This window comes from Streptosporangium sp. CA-135522 (assembly GCF_050949235.1).
Taxonomy (GTDB): Bacteria; Actinomycetota; Actinomycetes; order Streptosporangiales; family Streptosporangiaceae; genus Streptosporangium.
In genome coordinates this window covers 818,830-833,562 of the sequence record NZ_CP192026.1, presented here as the reverse complement: position 1 = coordinate 833,562, position 14,733 = coordinate 818,830, and the positions used below count along the sequence as shown (strand labels likewise).

Annotated in this window: 16 protein-coding genes and 1 tRNA gene; 13 read left to right on the top strand and 4 right to left on the bottom strand. The window is 67.5% G+C overall.

All coding sequences use genetic code 11. The features are described 5' to 3' along the window. The first annotated feature begins 116 nt into the window (after positions 1-116). From ACQPYK_RS04115 to ACQPYK_RS04065, 11 genes are all read left to right on the top strand, one after another. Positions 117-806 carry a hypothetical protein gene (locus tag ACQPYK_RS04115; RefSeq protein ID WP_433250413.1) on the top strand — a complete coding sequence of 230 codons (690 nt, stop codon included), beginning with the start codon at positions 117-119 and terminating at the stop codon, positions 804-806. Next, entirely contained in the window at positions 806-1,969 is a 1,164-nt protein-coding gene (locus ACQPYK_RS04110) for a DNA cytosine methyltransferase (protein WP_433250410.1), read from the top strand. The genes ACQPYK_RS04115 and ACQPYK_RS04110 overlap by 1 nt, the downstream gene beginning before the upstream one ends. Next, positions 1,966-2,142 carry a hypothetical protein gene (locus ACQPYK_RS04105; RefSeq protein WP_433250407.1) on the top strand — a complete coding sequence of 59 codons (177 nt, stop codon included), beginning with the start codon at positions 1,966-1,968 and terminating at the stop codon, positions 2,140-2,142. Before ACQPYK_RS04110 ends, ACQPYK_RS04105 begins: the two co-directional genes overlap by 4 nt. Then, positions 2,139-2,426 carry a hypothetical protein gene (locus ACQPYK_RS04100; protein ID WP_433250404.1) on the top strand — a complete coding sequence of 96 codons (288 nt, stop codon included), beginning with the start codon at positions 2,139-2,141 and terminating at the stop codon, positions 2,424-2,426. The genes ACQPYK_RS04105 and ACQPYK_RS04100 overlap by 4 nt, the downstream gene beginning before the upstream one ends. A 12-nt stretch (positions 2,427-2,438) precedes the next feature. Then, complete coding sequence (locus ACQPYK_RS04095) at positions 2,439-4,313, top strand: DNA polymerase (RefSeq protein WP_433250401.1); 1,875 nt, start codon at positions 2,439-2,441, stop codon at positions 4,311-4,313. Beyond that, positions 4,310-4,696 (top strand): hypothetical protein, encoded by a 387-nt coding sequence (locus tag ACQPYK_RS04090; protein WP_433250399.1) that lies wholly within the window; start codon positions 4,310-4,312, stop codon positions 4,694-4,696. Before ACQPYK_RS04095 ends, ACQPYK_RS04090 begins: the two co-directional genes overlap by 4 nt. A gap of 196 nt (positions 4,697-4,892) precedes the next feature. Beyond that, complete coding sequence (ssb, locus tag ACQPYK_RS04085; protein WP_433250396.1) at positions 4,893-5,306, top strand: single-stranded DNA-binding protein; 414 nt, start codon at positions 4,893-4,895, stop codon at positions 5,304-5,306. A gap of 89 nt (positions 5,307-5,395) precedes the next feature. After that, on the top strand, positions 5,396-6,298 hold the full coding sequence (locus tag ACQPYK_RS04080) for a bifunctional DNA primase/polymerase (protein ID WP_433250393.1): 903 nt from the start codon (positions 5,396-5,398) through the stop codon (positions 6,296-6,298). Beyond that, positions 6,295-8,079, top strand: coding sequence for an ATP-binding protein (locus ACQPYK_RS04075; protein WP_433250390.1), 1,785 nt, complete (start codon positions 6,295-6,297; stop codon positions 8,077-8,079). Before ACQPYK_RS04080 ends, ACQPYK_RS04075 begins: the two co-directional genes overlap by 4 nt. A gap of 32 nt (positions 8,080-8,111) precedes the next feature. Then, positions 8,112-8,498, top strand: a complete 387-nt coding sequence (locus ACQPYK_RS04070; protein ID WP_433250387.1) for a helix-turn-helix transcriptional regulator — start codon at positions 8,112-8,114, stop codon at positions 8,496-8,498. Then, positions 8,498-9,880, top strand: a complete 1,383-nt coding sequence (locus ACQPYK_RS04065) for a tyrosine-type recombinase/integrase (protein ID WP_433250384.1) — start codon at positions 8,498-8,500, stop codon at positions 9,878-9,880. The genes ACQPYK_RS04070 and ACQPYK_RS04065 overlap by 1 nt, the downstream gene beginning before the upstream one ends. A 123-nt stretch (positions 9,881-10,003) precedes the next feature. Here the strand turns inward: ACQPYK_RS04065 and ACQPYK_RS04060 are convergent. Beyond that, positions 10,004-10,085 (bottom strand) — tRNA-Tyr (locus ACQPYK_RS04060). 403 nt (positions 10,086-10,488) lie between these two features. Between ACQPYK_RS04060 and ACQPYK_RS04055 the strand changes: the two genes are divergently transcribed. Further along, positions 10,489-10,983 (top strand): YajQ family cyclic di-GMP-binding protein, encoded by a 495-nt coding sequence (locus ACQPYK_RS04055; RefSeq protein ID WP_433250381.1) that lies wholly within the window; start codon positions 10,489-10,491, stop codon positions 10,981-10,983. Positions 10,984-11,460: 477 nt separating this feature from the next. On the opposite strand, the gene ACQPYK_RS04050 is transcribed toward ACQPYK_RS04055, so the two are convergent. From ACQPYK_RS04050 to ACQPYK_RS04040, 3 genes are all read right to left on the bottom strand, one after another. Further along, positions 11,461-11,883, bottom strand: a complete 423-nt coding sequence (locus ACQPYK_RS04050) for a carboxymuconolactone decarboxylase family protein (RefSeq protein ID WP_433250378.1) — start codon at positions 11,881-11,883, stop codon at positions 11,461-11,463. Positions 11,884-12,049: 166 nt separating this feature from the next. Continuing rightward, the gene (locus ACQPYK_RS04045; protein WP_433250375.1) at positions 12,050-12,802 is read right to left on the bottom strand and encodes an SDR family oxidoreductase; all 753 of its coding nucleotides are present in this window, start codon (positions 12,800-12,802) and stop codon (positions 12,050-12,052) included. A gap of 88 nt (positions 12,803-12,890) precedes the next feature. Beyond that, positions 12,891-13,394 carry an SDR family NAD(P)-dependent oxidoreductase gene (locus tag ACQPYK_RS04040; protein ID WP_433250372.1) on the bottom strand — a complete coding sequence of 168 codons (504 nt, stop codon included), beginning with the start codon at positions 13,392-13,394 and terminating at the stop codon, positions 12,891-12,893. 334 nt (positions 13,395-13,728) lie between these two features. Here ACQPYK_RS04040 and ACQPYK_RS04035 point away from each other — a divergent pair, with 334 nt between their 5' ends. After that, positions 13,729-14,727, top strand: coding sequence for a hypothetical protein (locus ACQPYK_RS04035; protein WP_433250369.1), 999 nt, complete (start codon positions 13,729-13,731; stop codon positions 14,725-14,727). Positions 14,728-14,733 lie beyond the last annotated feature (6 nt).

The window sequence follows — 14,733 nt, the reverse complement described above, 5'->3', positions numbered from 1 at the left end:
GTCCGCTCGGCACTGAATCCCAGACGGGCGCGTACCAGCGTGGTCACTCCCGCCAAGAAGGCCCACGCCGGACGCGCCCGCACCCACCGATCTCCAGATCAGGAGGCGACTCCATCATGACCGTACCCGCCATACAAGCCGCAGCCGGGCCACGTGGCCCGGCTCTGGCCACGGCGCTGGACGCCGAGGCCAGCATCCAGCAGAGCATGGCGCAGGCCGTTCGGCTCGGCTACCGCGTCGAACGGCCTCACAGCCCTCGACGTCCCGGCACTGTCACCCTTCTCACGCTGACCGGCAGCCAAATCGCCCAGCGCGAGGACGTGGCCCCGCGGGACGTCACCGCCACCATCGCCGAACTTGTCCAGCCCCTCGACCCGAGCGGCGACCTCGACCGCGGTCGTTGGGGGCGCGGGCTGCACGATCGCCGCCCTGGAGTCTGCCGCTTCTGCAACAGCGGTGGGCCGGACGGAGACCACCAGCGCACGGTGTGCCGCGCCTGCGACATGCCGCAATGCCTCTACCCGCACGAGTGCCGCATCTGCTACGTGGGCTACCTCGACGGCGTCTCCTACGGCCTGTACGGCGACGAGCGTCTCTGCGGCTACCGGAGGTGTGCCAACCCGGCGGTTGCCAAGGCACCCCGTGTGCAGCGGGTGTGCCGCGATCACCTGGCGCGGGTGACCCGCACGTGGGGCGGCCGGACGATCAACCTGGCCGACGACATCACCGAGCGGATCGCGCTGCTCGGCCAGACGTACGGCGTCCCCGACTGGCAGCGCGCCTACTGGTTCGACGGGGGGGCGTGATGGACGTGCTCACCGCCACCGACGACACCCGTAGGGGTGTGAGCGGCCACCGGGTTCTCGCGCTGTGCGCCGGCTTCGGCGGCCTGGAGATCGCCATCGCCGCGGGGCTCGGCGGCCAGGTCGTCGCGTTCGCCGAGAACGACCCGTTCGCGGCGGCCGTGTTCGCCGCCCACCACCCCGGAGTGTCGAACCTGGGGGACATCACCTGTGCCGACTGGCACACCGTGCGGGAGCTGTACCGGCCGACCGTCGTGGCCGCCGGGTTCCCGTGCCGCAACATCTCCAACGCCGGACGAAGGGATGGAATCGGTGGCCAGTGGTCGAGGATCTGGAAGGACGTCGCTGCGGCTGTGGGCGTCCTTCGACCGCGTCTCGTGTTCCTGGAGAACGTGGCGGCGATCCGCTCTCGGGGGTTGGACGTCGTCGCCGCCGACCTGGCCGCGCTCGGGTATGACGCGCGGTGGACATGTCTACGAGCTGGTGACCCCGACGTCGGGGCGCCGCACCCGCGGGACCGGTGGTTCTGCCTCGCCCATCCCGCTGATGCCGACCCCGACCACCTCGGACGGCACTGGCGGCCCTGGGACCTCACCCAAGCGGCGCGGCGGGATGAACCTGCGCACCGCGGTGATCACGCTCCCGGCCCCGAAGGACGACTGAGCCTGCTGCCCACCCCGGCGGCCCGGGACTGGAAGTCCGGAGCCTCCAACCTGCTGGGCAGCAACAGCCGGCCGTTGAACGAGGTGGTGGTCAACCTGCTGCCCACCCCGAAGGCGTCGGACGGCCCGCACGGCGAGCCGAACCAGCGCGACAGTGGCGGCCGGTACTACCTGCCCGGCCAGGCCGTCCGCCTGGATGAGCGGTGGATCGCCGCCGACGGCACCGACTTCGGCCCCGCGATCCGCCGCTGGGAAGCCGTCACCGGGCGGGCGGCCCCCTGCCCGACCGAACCCGGCACCCGCGGCAACCGCCGCCTGAGCCCGGCCTTCGCCGAATGGATGATGGGCCTTGCCGCAGGTCACGTCACCGCCCTCGGCCTGCCCCGCAAGGAGCAGTTGAAGGTCATCGGCAACGGTGCCGTCCCCCAACAGGCTCACCACGCCTACGGGCTGCTGCTCGGAGCCGGCGCGACTGCGGCGCTCACCGGGGAGCGTGCGGCATGAGCGAATTCGCGATCGGCGATCAGGTGTACGTCCACTACGACCCGATCGCCTACGGCGTGATCGAGAAGGTCCGCGGTGACGAGTACTTCTGCCACCTGCGTGACGAGATCAGTGATTGGTGGGACTGGTACCCGGCCTCCCTGCTGAACAGACGCACCCGGCGGGCGACGTGACCGCGGTCCAAGACGGCCTGTTCACCGAACAGGCCGTCACCCCCGCGGAGGCCATCTCCGCCCCCTACCTGGGGGCGGACCCCGCGCGGGCATCGGATGCTTTGGCCGGTGACGCCTACGGGTGGCTGGCCGCGTTCCTACCCGCGCCGCGGGCGTTGACCTGTCCGCGCTGCGGCCGGCCGATGAGCTTGGCCACGGTGCCGTTGCTGTGGCAGTGCCCGCCCTGCGACGCCCCGGCCACCGCTGACACGCCATCCCTGCCAGGACGTGACCTGGCCGCCTAAGGAGGTGTCCCCTTGACTGTTTACACCCGCACCCACGCGGGCCACACCATGACCATCCACGCCCCGGCCGACGACGCCGACTTCGACCCCGCCGCGTTCGCGGCGTTCGTCGCCTCCGACCTGGTGCTGGGGCTGGATGTGGAAGGCCGGGCGATCGTGTCGGGCGGCCCCGGACACTTCGGCCCCGACGCCGGAATGCGCCTCCTGCAACTCGGCACCCCCACCGCCGCCTGGGTCCTCGACCCGACCCTGCCGCGGCAGCGAGAGGCGATCGAGCAGGTGCTGCGCGACCCCGGCCGGCGCTTCGTCACCCACACCACCTACGACGTACTCGCATGCTGGTCGGCGTTCGGGATCGCACTGGGGCAACGGGTGGCCGACACCCACCTGCTGAGCAAACTCATCAACCCTGACGAGCGCGCCGGCCACGGCCTCAAAGACCTCACCCGCCGCTACCTGGACAACGGCCTCACCCAGGCCGAACAAGCGCTGCACGAGCGAGCCCGGCAGTTGGCGCCGCGCGGCCACCGCGCCGGCGGCGGGGCCATGACCTGGGGCTGGAACAACATCCCCGCCACCGATGAGGCATACGTGGTGTATGCCGGGCTGGACGCCATCTACGCCCGGCGGCTGCTGCCGATCCTGCTGGCCAAGTGCGGCGCCTTCTCCCACCTGGTGAGGATGGAGCACTGGCTGGCGGCCCAGTCCGCCGGGATCACCCTCCGGGGCTTGTTGCTGGATCGCCCTTACACCGCCGCGCTGCTGGCGGAGACCGAGGCCGAACACCACGCCGCCGACGCCCTCATTCGTGAGCGGCTGGGGACGTCGGGCGGTTCCCCGAAGTTCGCCGCCTGGCTGGCCGAGCAGGTCACCGGTGTCGTGCTGCCGCGCACGCCGACCGGCCGGCCGCAGGTCACCGCTGACACCCTGGCGCAGTTGGACGCCGACGTCCAAGCCGGGCGAGCGCACCTGGCGCCGGGAGCCGTCGAGCTGCTCGCGGCGCGGCGGGCGATGGCGGCCACCTCCAACACCATCGCCAACCTGCGGTCCTTCCTGGCCGCCGCGGACGCAGACGGCCGTGTCCACCCCTCCATCAACACCCTGCGGGCCCGCACCGGCCGCATGTCCATCACTGCACCCGCGCTGCAAACCCTGAAGAAGCACGACCCGCGGCTACGGCACTGCTTCCGCGCTGATCCCGGCAATGTGCTCGTGTCCTGCGACTTCTCCCAAGTTGAAGTCCGCGTGGCCGCCGCGCTGTCGCGTGACCCGACCTTGATGCAGGTCATCGCCTCCGGGGTGGACATCCACGACGCCACCGCCGAACTCATGTACGGCAAGAGCTTCACCAAAGAGCAGCGCACCGTCAGCAAGCGGGCCACGTTCGGCACCATCTACGGCGGCGGTGCCCGCGCGCTGGCCGCTCAGACCGGGGTGTCGGTGGCCACCGCCCGCGGCGTGATCGAACGCTGGCGCCGCACCTACCCCCGCGTCATCAGCTTCGGCCAGGACATCGCCCAAGCCTCCGTGGTGATCACCGGCTCTGGCCGGCGCATCCCCGCCGACCCCGACCGGCCGTACGCCAACAGCAACTACGCCATTCAATCCACCTCGCGCGACCTGCTGGTAGCCGCGGTATACGAACTGGTCACGGCCCAGGGCCTGCACGATCGGCTGTGGCTGTTCGTCCACGACGAACTCATCGTGCAGGTCCCCGAGCACCACGCCGAGGCCACCCGGCACCTGCTGGCCCAGGCCATGACCACCACCTTCCGCGGCGTGCCCATCGAGGCCGACGCCGAGATCCTCGGCACCCACTGGGGCCACCTCACCGAACCCACCCCATCGCCAACACACGAGACCACGAGAAAGGCGCTACCGCAATGATCATCACCAACGAGCAAGCAGCCGTCCTCGAGCGACGCCAGGGCGACCGCCGACCCCGAGATCAGCCAGACAACGGACAAAGCGCCCTGGCCGCCCATCACCAGCCAGGACCACCTGCTCAACCGGGAGTCCACATGATGACCGAAGGCTTCTATGTCACCGCGCGTTATCGAGGTAGGGCGGCGGCTCTGCTTGGTCCGTACGACACCCCTGAGGAGGCGCTGGCCAACGAGCCGCGCGCCCGCTCCTTCGCTGTGGATCACTTCCGCGACGGCGGTTGGTTTACTTACGGCATCGCCATGGTGCCCGCGCAGCCTGGCCAGCCACTGCCCCTCGGCAAGTTGAACAGCCTCATTGAGCTCACAGAGGTGCTGGGGCCCTGAGCAACGCCAGGGCGACCGCTACCCCCGTCATCCAGCCGTAGCCGCCTCCCAGGACAACACCGGCCCCGCCCTCAGCTCAGAGAGCGGGGCCTGCCCATATCGAAGTCAACGCACAAGAGCCTCGGCCGCCAGCGGCGCCGAGGCTCTTGTGCATCCCCCGGCCTCTGGCCACCACCTGTGTAAGGAGTGCTTCGCCATGCCCACCGGACAGACGACCTTGACCATCATCGGCAACCTCACCGCCGACCCCGAGATCAGCCAGACGAAGGACGGGGTCGCGATGGCTCGGTTCACCATCGCCTCCAACCCCCGCTTCTATGAGCAGAGCAGCGGCACCTGGCGCGACGGCGACCCGCTGTTCCTGCGCTGCACCGCCTGGCGCCACCTGGCCCAGCACATCGCAGGGTCCCTCGCCAAAGGTCAGCGCGTCATCGCCACCGGCGTGCTGCGCCAGTTCGACTGGACCGACGCCGACGGCATCCAGCGCACCGGCTACGGCCTGGAGATCGACGACGTCGGCCCGAGCCTGCGCTGGGCTCTCGCCCGCCCCACCGCGGTCCAGCGCACCGCCGCCAGCGGCGCATCCTCCGCCGACGAACCGCCGTTCTGATCACGCCGCGGGGCGGCCGGTCACGCCACCGGCACGCCAGCCGCCCCGCCCACCATCTGATCAACCACGAGAGCAAAAGGACCTTCACCATGCCCGCACACACCATGTCGCGCCACCGGCCGCCGGCCCCGGCGTGGATGGCCGCCCGTGCTCGCGCGCTGACCGCCGCTACCTGGGGTATGGCGGTCTTCCCTCTCAGCCGCACCAAGCTTCCCGCCATCGCCACCGCGCACCCCGGCGACACGGTCCGCTGCACCGGCGGCTGCGGCAACCTGGGGCACGGCGTACATGACGCCAGCGTCGATCCTGGCCGTATCCGGGAGATGTTCGCCGCCGCGCCGTGGGCGGCCGGGTACGGCATCGCCTGCGGCTGGGCCCCACACCACCTGATCGGCATCGACCTGGACCGTAAGAACGGCCTGGACGGACCCGCCGCCCTCAACGCCCTTGCCGGTAAGCAGGGCCACACCGTACCGGACACCGCAACCGTGCTCACCCCATCCGGGGGGCTGCACCTGTGGATGACCGCCCCGCCCCACCTGCGCATCGGCAACTCCGTCAGCAAGCTCGCCCCCGGCATCGACATCCGCGACAGCGGCGGCTACCTGGTCGGCCCCGGCTCCATCACCCGCCGCGGGCGCTACGTCTTCGCTCCCGGCAGCCACCCCGACCGCATCGCCACCGCCCCCGCCTGGCTGCTGGCCCTGCTGACCACCCAGCACGCCCCGACCTGCACCAGCCCCGCCAACACCCATCCGGGGGGCGCGGGCCGGCTGGAAGGGCTGGTGCGCGTTGTCTTGGACTGCGGCCCCGACGACCTCAACAACCGCCTGTTCTGGGCCTCCTGCCGCGCATTCGAAAGCGACCACATCGACCCTGAAACCGCCATGGCCGCGCTGCTTCAGGCCGCCGTCAGCCGCGGCCATCCCGAACTGCCCGCCCGCCGCACCATCGCCTCAGCCCACCGCACCGCGAAAGGGGTTCGACCATGAGCGACAAGGAAAAGGGCCCATCCCAAGCCTCCCAGCTCGTCGCCCTGGCTCGCGCGGGCTACGACCTGGTCATGAGCGAGGACGGCCGCCCCTACGGCGTACGCCGGCGCGGCCCCAACATCGCCTTGCCGCTACGGGGAAAGGCTGGCCTGCGCGCTCAACTGGCCCGCCAGTTCACCGACGCAAGCGGCGGGCAGGTCCCCTCCAGTTCCGCGCTCACCGACGCCATGGCCGTGCTGGAAGGCATGGCCATGGCCACCGACCCTGTCCCGGTCCATCTTCGTGTGGCCGGCGGACCCGACCAGATCGTGCTCGATCTGGGCACCGCCGACGGCCGCTGCGTCATCGTCACCGCCGACGGCTGGAGCGTCCACAGCCGCTCGCCGGTGCTGTTTCGCCGCTCCGGGGCGATGTCCCCGATGCCCGAACCCGCACACAGCGACGGTGATGGCCTGGCCATGCTCCGCGGCCTGGTCAACATGGACGACCCCACCTTCCACCAACTCGCCGCCTGGCTGGTCGCCGCCTGGGTGCCACACATCCCGCACCCGGTGCTCACCTTCAAAGGCGAGCAGGGCACCGGCAAATCCAAGACCGCTCAAATGGTCATCAACCTGGTAGACCCCTCTGCGGCAACCAAGCGCTCTCAGCCCCGCGACGTCAAAACCTGGGCCACCCAGGCGTTCAACTCCTGGGCCCTGTGCCTGGACAACGTCTCGACCATCGCGCCGTGGCTGTCGGACACCCTGTGCAAGGCCGTCACCGGCGACGGCATCATCGACCGCGCCCTCTACACCGACGACGACGTCGTCGTCCTGTCCTTCCGCCGCGTCCTGGCCATGACCACCATCGACGCCGGCGCCCTCGCCGGAGACCTCGCCGAGCGCATCTTCATGCTCGACCTGCAACTCATCAGCGAAGACCAGCGCCGCACCGAACAAGAACTCGACCAGCGCTTCGAGGCCGACCGACCCGCCATCCTCGCCGCCCTACTCGACCTGCTCGCCAAAGTCCTGAACCGCTTGCCCAGCATCCACCTGGACCGGATGCCCCGCATGGCCGACTTCGCCTGCGTCCTGGCCGCCGTCGATGCCGTCCAGGGCTGGAGCACCCTGGAGACCTACATCGCCTCCGCCAACAACGTTGCCGCAGACGCCCTGGAAGGTGACCCCTTCGGTAGCGCCGTGGTGGCCTTCATCCAGCAGCACGGGCAGTGGAGCGGAACCGCGGGGCAGCTCTTGGAGCAGGTTCCGCCGCCGGACGGCTACCACCCCAAATGGCCCAAAGACGCTACCCGCGCCTCGGGGCAGCTCAAGCGCCTCGCACCCATCCTGCGGTCGGTCGGGGTCATGTTCGACGACACCGCTCGATCAGCGGATCACTACAGGCATCGGCTGATCTCCCTGAAGGCTCCTTCAGATATTGGCTGCAAAACAGCGTCCACAGCGTCCGTAGCGTCCACAACGCCGTCTGACCTGCGGAACCTTGTGGACGCTGAGGGCAACGCCAGCGTCCACACAGCGTCCACTCAGCGTCCACAAGGCCGCCTTGTGGACGCTGTGGACGCTGATGTGGACACTACGGGTCCGCCAGTGTCCACAAGATCAAAGGCATCTGAGCTGCCCAAACACCCGGTTGTGGACGCTGTGGACGCTGTGGACGCTGGATTACAGCCAATATCTGGCGACCACCTCCTGTGCCCCCACTGCGACCGCCCCATGGACCCCGCACTCACCGCCGCCGGAGCCCTCACCCACCCCGAATGCCATCCGAGTAAGTGATCGCACCTGGTACCCGGAAGGACACGCGCGCCGTGACAAAAGCCGACGTCAAAACAATCACCGTTGACCAAATCTGCAAAGATCTCAAGATCGCACGCAGCACCTTCTACGACTGGCGAAGCAAAGGTCGTGCCCCCCAGTGCCTGAAATTGCTTAACGGCAGCCTGCGTGTCCGGCGAAGCGCCTACCACAAATGGCTTTTTGCCCTGGAAGAGACTCCCACCGCCAGAGTTAATTGGGACGAAGAGAAACTCACCATCGAATACATCTGCGACGATCTGCGCATCAACCGCTCAACCTTCTACGACTGGCGGCAAAAGGGGTGCGCCCCCCAATGCTCCAAGCTGCCCAACAGCGACTTGCGCGTTTACCTCTCCGACTACGAACGCTGGCTGTCCCGCATGGAGGACGCATCCTGATGAAGGACATCACCTACGACGTCCGCATCCACAAGACCGAGAAACGAAGGAATGGCGAAGGCACGGTTACCTCCTACCGGGTCCTGTGGAAGGTTGCAGGAAAGTCCTGGAAAGAGCCCTACGCCAACGCCGCACAGGCGGATGCCTTCCGGTCAGAACTGATGACCGCTGCCCGCCGCGGTGAGGCATTCAGCACGATCACAGGGCGCCCGATCTCGTGGAAACGGGAGGAGGCCGTATTGAGCTGGTACAGCTTCACGCTGGCCTTCGTGGACGCGAAATGGCCGTATGCCTCGCCGAACCATCGACGCGGGATCGCCGAAGCGCTGGTTGACGCGACCGAGGCAGCACTAAGCACCGAGATCGGGGTTCCTTCTCGCGATATACGACGCGCCGCGCTCCGCTGGGCCTACAGCACCCGCATTCGCGAGGGCGGAGGACCGCCGCCGGAACTGGAAAAAGTCGTTCGCTGGCTCGACGAGAACACCCTGCCCATGTCCACCTTCAGCGAGCAGGGCGCGGGAACTGCGCTGGCCCGAGGAATTCTCGACAGGATCAGCAAGACACTGAGCGGCAAGCCCGCTGCCGCGAACACCGCCAACCGTAAGCGCATGACGCTCAACAGCGCGATGGAGTTCGGTCAGGAAATCGGTGTACTCACGGCCAACCCGCTCAAAGCCGTGAAATGGACCAAGCCTCGGACACTAACCACGGTGGACCCGCGCACCGTCGTCAATATCAGCCAAGCAAGGAGATTTCTCGCCGAGGTTGAAGCCAACAGCCAGCGAGGAAAACGCATGAAAGCGTTCTTTGGGTGCATGTATTACGCAGCTCTGCGCCCCGAAGAGGTAGTAGATCTGCGCCGGGAACACCTTCACAGCCTTCCCGAAGAAGGGTGGGGGGAGATGCGGCTTACCAACGCGGAACCACGGGCCGGAAGTCGGTGGACCAACAGCGGTCGGCCGCGAGAGCGCCGCGGGCTCAAACACCGCGCCGAAGGAGACACCCGGCGAGTGCCGATCCATCCTGAGCTGGTGGCGCTACTTCGAGCGCACCTTAACGAGTTCGGCACCGGCCCGGACCGGCGCGTCTTTATCGGCCCACGTGGTGGATTAATGACCGATCGCGCTTACCTGAAGGTTTTCCATGAGGCGAGAGCAAAGGCGTTCACCGCCGAAGAAGCCCTGTCGCCGCTGATGGATGTCCCGTACGCGCTACGCCACGCGGCCGTGTCCACGTGGCTCAACGCCGGGGTGCCGGCACCCCAGGTCGCCGAGTGGGCTGGACACAGCGTGGACGTCCTGCTGCGGGTCTACGCCAAGTGCATCCACGGCCAGGACGGTGAGGCCATGCGCCGGATTTCGGAGGCCACCAAGGGCTGATCCCGTGGGAACGCATTGGGAACAGCCAGCCGTAGAGCACCGTTGACAGCCGTAGACAGCCGGACATACGAGAACAGCCCCCGCACCGCGTTTCCGCTGGTGAGGGGGCTGTTTCTGCTGGTGTGGCAGGTGCAGGACTTGAACCTGCGTAGGCTGAGCCGACGGTTTTACAGACCGCTCCCTTTGACCACTCGGGCAACCTGCCGCGTCATCCGCTCGAGGCGGCGACAGGAAGAAGAATAGCGGACTTCCGGGCGTGACGTGACATCGACGGAGACTGCCCATCGATAGCCTGCCGTACCAGGACTTTCGTGACCTATGAGTCTTGTTTGTTCCGGCATCGCGAGGCTGGCACACGGGTGTCGACGGCTTGCCGCGGGGTCCTGGTGACGGTCGGCGCCTGGGGTGAGCCACGGCGGTCTCCGGCGAGGAGGGCACGCGTCACCTCGCGGCGTGCGGCGATACGCGGGCCGGCACCGATCCGCGGAAGCTTCTCGATCTTCCGGCTTCCTTCGACACCATCGTCCAGGTGTTGACGGTCACGTTCATCATGAGCCGATAGGTGAAGCGCTAGGGTCGGCATGAGAGCTAGAAAGGATAGTCGACGCATGGCCGACAGCAGTTTTGACATCGTCAGCAAGATCGACCATCAGGAGGCCGACAACGCGCTGAACCAGACGGTCAAGGAGGTCGGGCACCGATTCGACTTCAAGGGCACCGGCGCGACCATCGCCTGGTCGGGCGGCCAGAAGGCTGTCGAGATCAAGGCCAACAGCGAGGAGCGCGCCAACGCCGTCCTTGACGTGTTCAAGGACAAGCTGATCAAGCGAGGGCTCTCGCTCAAGATTCTCGACGCGGATGAGCCCAAGCTGTCCGGCAAGGAATACCGCCTCCTGGTCACCCTCAAGGAGGGCATCGACCAGGAGCACGCCAGGAAGATCTCGAAGATCATCCGGGATGAGGGGCCCAAGGGGGTCAAGGCCCAGGTCCAGGGTGAGGAGCTGCGGGTGAGCTCCAAGAAGAGGGACGAGCTGCAGGAGGTCATCGCCCTTCTCAAGGGCAAAGACCTGGAAATCGCCCTTCAATTCACGAACTACCGCTAGCAGACGGGCACTCACGGCTCTGAACTGCGCGTTCAGGAATTGATCAGCTCGGAAGGCATATCCGGGGCACACGGCCAAGGACACCGTCCACCAGGGGGAGCCTTGTCCTGTGCCTCGGGCCGCTCCTTCGCATGTGCGGCGACATGTGTGCGGCGAGCATCTACACGGTGACCGTGGACACGCCGCGCCTTCGGCTTCCAGAAGCTCTCGGAAGCCTCGATGCCGGCGATATGACGCCGACCGCTCGCACCCCGGTGAACGCTCGCACTCGCCGACCGCTCGCACCCCGGTGAGCGCTCGCACCCCGGTGAACGGCAAGGTCGCCGAGCGACACCGGAGACGTGCGGGTCGGTCATCTCCTTTCGTGATTCCCGCCGCTGATTTCCGCCGCACGAGTCATCGGTGTCCAGCCACAGGCCCGGCCGTGAGCCCAGGTGGCTCGATGGGCGGACAGCGACTCCGCCCATGAGGGGGAGGTCAGTCGTCGGCGCTGATCGGCAACAGGCCTTGTTCGGCGAGGACCTTCTTCGCGACGAAAGTGGCGTTGAGCGCCCTGGGCATACCGCAGTAGACGGCCGAGTGCAGCAATGCCTCCACGATCTCCTCGGGGCTCAGACCCACGGTAAGAGCAGCGTTGACGTGCATCTCCAATTCGGCCTCGCAGCCGCCCAGCGCGGTGAGCATGCCGAGCGTCAGTAGTTGCCGATCACGGGGCGGCAGGGTGGGGCGGGCGTACATGTCACCGAAAGCCCAGGCGACCGCCTGATGTTCGAGCTCGGGTGAGATGTCGCGGAGGGACTTGATGATCTTTTCTCCGGCTTGGCCGTCGATCTGCCGCATCACCTTCAGACCTTGCTCATAGCGTTCCTCACGCGTCATGGCACCGTGTTTGCCGGTCATGGATGCCGTCTCCTCGATTCGATTTGTCATTGGTGAACGATGCGAGCGCATCGATCCGCGAAAAAGCGATCCATCGATGTACGGCCGGGCGTCACCCTGAGGAGAGGTCCCGCCGTCACCGGAGATGGGCGCCGAGGCGGGGTTGGGTATGCGCCAAGGCAGGAGCTCAGGTGGTGCCGGCGGACAGACCACCGTCGATGGTGACGATGACGCCGCTGGTGTAGGCGGAGCGGTCGGAGGCGAGGAAGGCCATCATGTCGGCGATCTCGCGCGGATGAGCGGCGCGGCCGTGAGGGAATCGGGCGGCCATCTCGCGGAAGCGGTCGCTGGTCTGGATGAGTTTGGTGATCCTCTCGGTGGCGACCGGACCAGGGTTGACGCCGACGACACGGATGCCGTCGCGCAGGCTGGCTCCGCCCAGGGCGCGGGTGAAGGCCATGAGGGCGGCGTTGGCGGTGCTGCCGGCGATGTATCCGGCGTCGACCCGCTCACCCGCGGCGCCGATGTCATTGATGATCACGCCATGGCCGCGGGCCTTCATCCGGGCGTAGATGTGCCGGGTGAGGTTGATGTAGCCGAACACCTTCAGCTCCCAGCTTTCCCGCCAGGTGCGCTCGTCCACCGTTTGGAGCGAACCGGCCGGGATGTCGCCGGCGTTGTTGATCAGGATGTCGAGGTCGGGCAGAGTCTCGACGAGGGTGGCGATGTCGTGGGATCGGCTCAGGTCGACGGGGTGGATGTGGACGTCGACGCCGTACTGCCCGCCCAGCCGGAGGGCGAGCTCCTCCAATGCGTCTTTGCTGCGGGCGGCCAGGTGAAGGTCGCAGCCCTCCTCGGCCAGGACTTCGGCGACCGCGGCCCCGATGCCCTTCGATCCACCGGTGATGAGCACGCGCTTGCCACGAAGATGAAGATCCATTGCTTTCCCTTGCTGTTCTGTTCTCGCCGGAGGACCGATCACGCTTTGCTGGTGGGGAACGCCTTGGGGCTGAGGCCGAAGGTGGACATCAGGACCGGTCGCGAAGCCGTTCGGGCAGGCGTAGCAGGATGGGCAGCCCGTATCGCGTTTCCAGGCCGACGCCGTAGCGAACGGCTGCGCCGCCGATGTTGATCACACACCCCTGGGCGGCTCGGATGAGGGGCAGGAAGACCTGGGTGATAGCGATCTTGCCGATCACGTTGACCTTGAACTGGCGGCGTGACGCCGCCGTCGGCACGAGTTCCACGGGGCCGTCGACACCGAGGCCGGCGTTGTTGATCAAGCCGTCCAGGCCATGCTCGGCCAGGTGATGGGCGACCTGCTCGTGGGCCTGGTGAAGCGAGGCTTCCCGGCTGACATCCAGCTCCACCGGCACCACCCCGTCGAGCCCATGGAACAGGGTGCGTCCTGCCTGCGGGAAGCGCATGCCGGCGAACACCTGCCAACCGAGGCCGCTGAGGCGCTGCACGGTTTCGCGTCCTATCCCGCCTGACGCACCGGTGATGAGGACGCTCTTGCTTGGTCTGGGCACCCATCCTCCTATTACCTAGTTTTCGCTAGGTCAGCGTTACTTAGCACTGACTAGGTTGTCAACGCCGAAGCTTTTTGAGCAGTTCACAGGCCTGAAGGTGATCTGGTGCGAGCCGCCGCCCGGTGATCACCCTCGGCGGCCAACGCGCCTGACACCTCGCTCGTCCGGTGATCACTCTCGGCGGCCAACGCGCCTGACGTCTCGCCCGTCCGGTTCACCCGCCCGAGCGGATGGCCGGTAGGCCGGCAGGGGCGACACAGCGGGAACGTGGCTGATCCGTGACACAACCTTTCGCACCTGAGCCGCATCTATCCAGGTGACGAAAGGAACGTCGATGAAACCCTCGCGCGGATTGGCCGCACTGGCGGTCGCGGCAGCGGCCGCAACCATGATCATGACTCCGGCGGATGCGAAGACGGGAGCCGCATCCACCGACTCCGTCCGGTACTCCTGGATCAAGAGCTGCGGAAAGAAGGAGCCCAAGTCTCCTTGCGGCGGTTGGAAGCTGACCATGCGCAGCGGCAGGACCATCAAGCTGACCGACGCGCGGGTGAACCCGAAGCAGGCCGGCGGCAAGGTGGACAAGAGCTCCACCACCATGTTCGCGATCAGCGGTGACGGCCGGTTCGTGAGCTACATCAGGGGTGACAAGCTCGTCATCCGCGATGTGAACCGCGGGCAGGTCCGTCCGCTCCCCGGCAAGGCGGCCGATCTGCCCAAGGGGCTCGACCAGAGCGGCGTGGACCCGATGATCTCCCCCGACGGCTCGATCGTCGTGGTCGACTACTTCGACGACGCCGAGAAGTTGCCGACCCTGGTCGCCGACCTGAAGACCGGCAAAGTGGCCAAGCTGCCGGCGAAGAACAACGTGATGAGCTTCAGTCCCGACGGGCGGCATCTGCTGACCGGTCGGTTCACCGATGACAACATCACCGAGTTCGCGGTCTTCGACATCGACGGCCACGAGACCTCGCGCCAGGTCGTCCCGCAGATCGTGTCCAACAACTCGCCGGTCGCGCTGGCCGACGACGGGACCACCGTCGCGCTGATCGTCACCGGCGCGTCGAGCAAGCCTCGCCTGCGCACCTACGACCTGTCCTCGGACACCGTCTCCGACGCGGTCCCGCTCGGCATGCCCAAGAACGAGAGCGCGCAGCGTCTCTACTGGGACAGCGCCGGCACCCTGACGCTGTGGAACACCAGCGGCAACGACGAGGGCACCGTCGTGTCGGCGGTGAAGCGGACGGTGAACGCCGAGACGGGAGCCACCCGCAAGCTGGACTCCTTCACGGTCAGGGCCGACCCGTGGACCTGGTGGCTGCCCGGCGAGTAGCGACCG

Bases quoted from the DNA above. Each gene is read 5' to 3' on its own strand.
- ACQPYK_RS04090 (WP_433250399.1), top strand. From the start codon at position 4,310: ATGATCATCACCAACGAGCAAGCAGCCGTCCTCGAGCGACGCCAGGGC.
- ssb (WP_433250396.1), top strand. From the start codon at position 4,893: ATGCCCACCGGACAGACGACCTTGACCATCATCGGCAACCTCACCGCC.
- ACQPYK_RS04050 (WP_433250378.1), bottom strand. From the start codon at position 11,883: ATGACCGGCAAACACGGTGCCATGACGCGTGAGGAACGCTATGAGCAA.
- ACQPYK_RS04110 (WP_433250410.1), top strand. From the start codon at position 806: ATGGACGTGCTCACCGCCACCGACGACACCCGTAGGGGTGTGAGCGGC.
- ACQPYK_RS04075 (WP_433250390.1), top strand. From the start codon at position 6,295: ATGAGCGACAAGGAAAAGGGCCCATCCCAAGCCTCCCAGCTCGTCGCC.
- ACQPYK_RS04045 (WP_433250375.1), bottom strand. From the start codon at position 12,802: ATGGATCTTCATCTTCGTGGCAAGCGCGTGCTCATCACCGGTGGATCG.
- ACQPYK_RS04115 (WP_433250413.1), top strand. From the start codon at position 117: ATGACCGTACCCGCCATACAAGCCGCAGCCGGGCCACGTGGCCCGGCT.
- ACQPYK_RS04105 (WP_433250407.1), top strand. From the start codon at position 1,966: ATGAGCGAATTCGCGATCGGCGATCAGGTGTACGTCCACTACGACCCG.
- ACQPYK_RS04055 (WP_433250381.1), top strand. From the start codon at position 10,489: ATGGCCGACAGCAGTTTTGACATCGTCAGCAAGATCGACCATCAGGAG.
- ACQPYK_RS04065 (WP_433250384.1), top strand. From the start codon at position 8,498: ATGAAGGACATCACCTACGACGTCCGCATCCACAAGACCGAGAAACGA.
- ACQPYK_RS04080 (WP_433250393.1), top strand. From the start codon at position 5,396: ATGCCCGCACACACCATGTCGCGCCACCGGCCGCCGGCCCCGGCGTGG.
- ACQPYK_RS04035 (WP_433250369.1), top strand. From the start codon at position 13,729: ATGAAACCCTCGCGCGGATTGGCCGCACTGGCGGTCGCGGCAGCGGCC.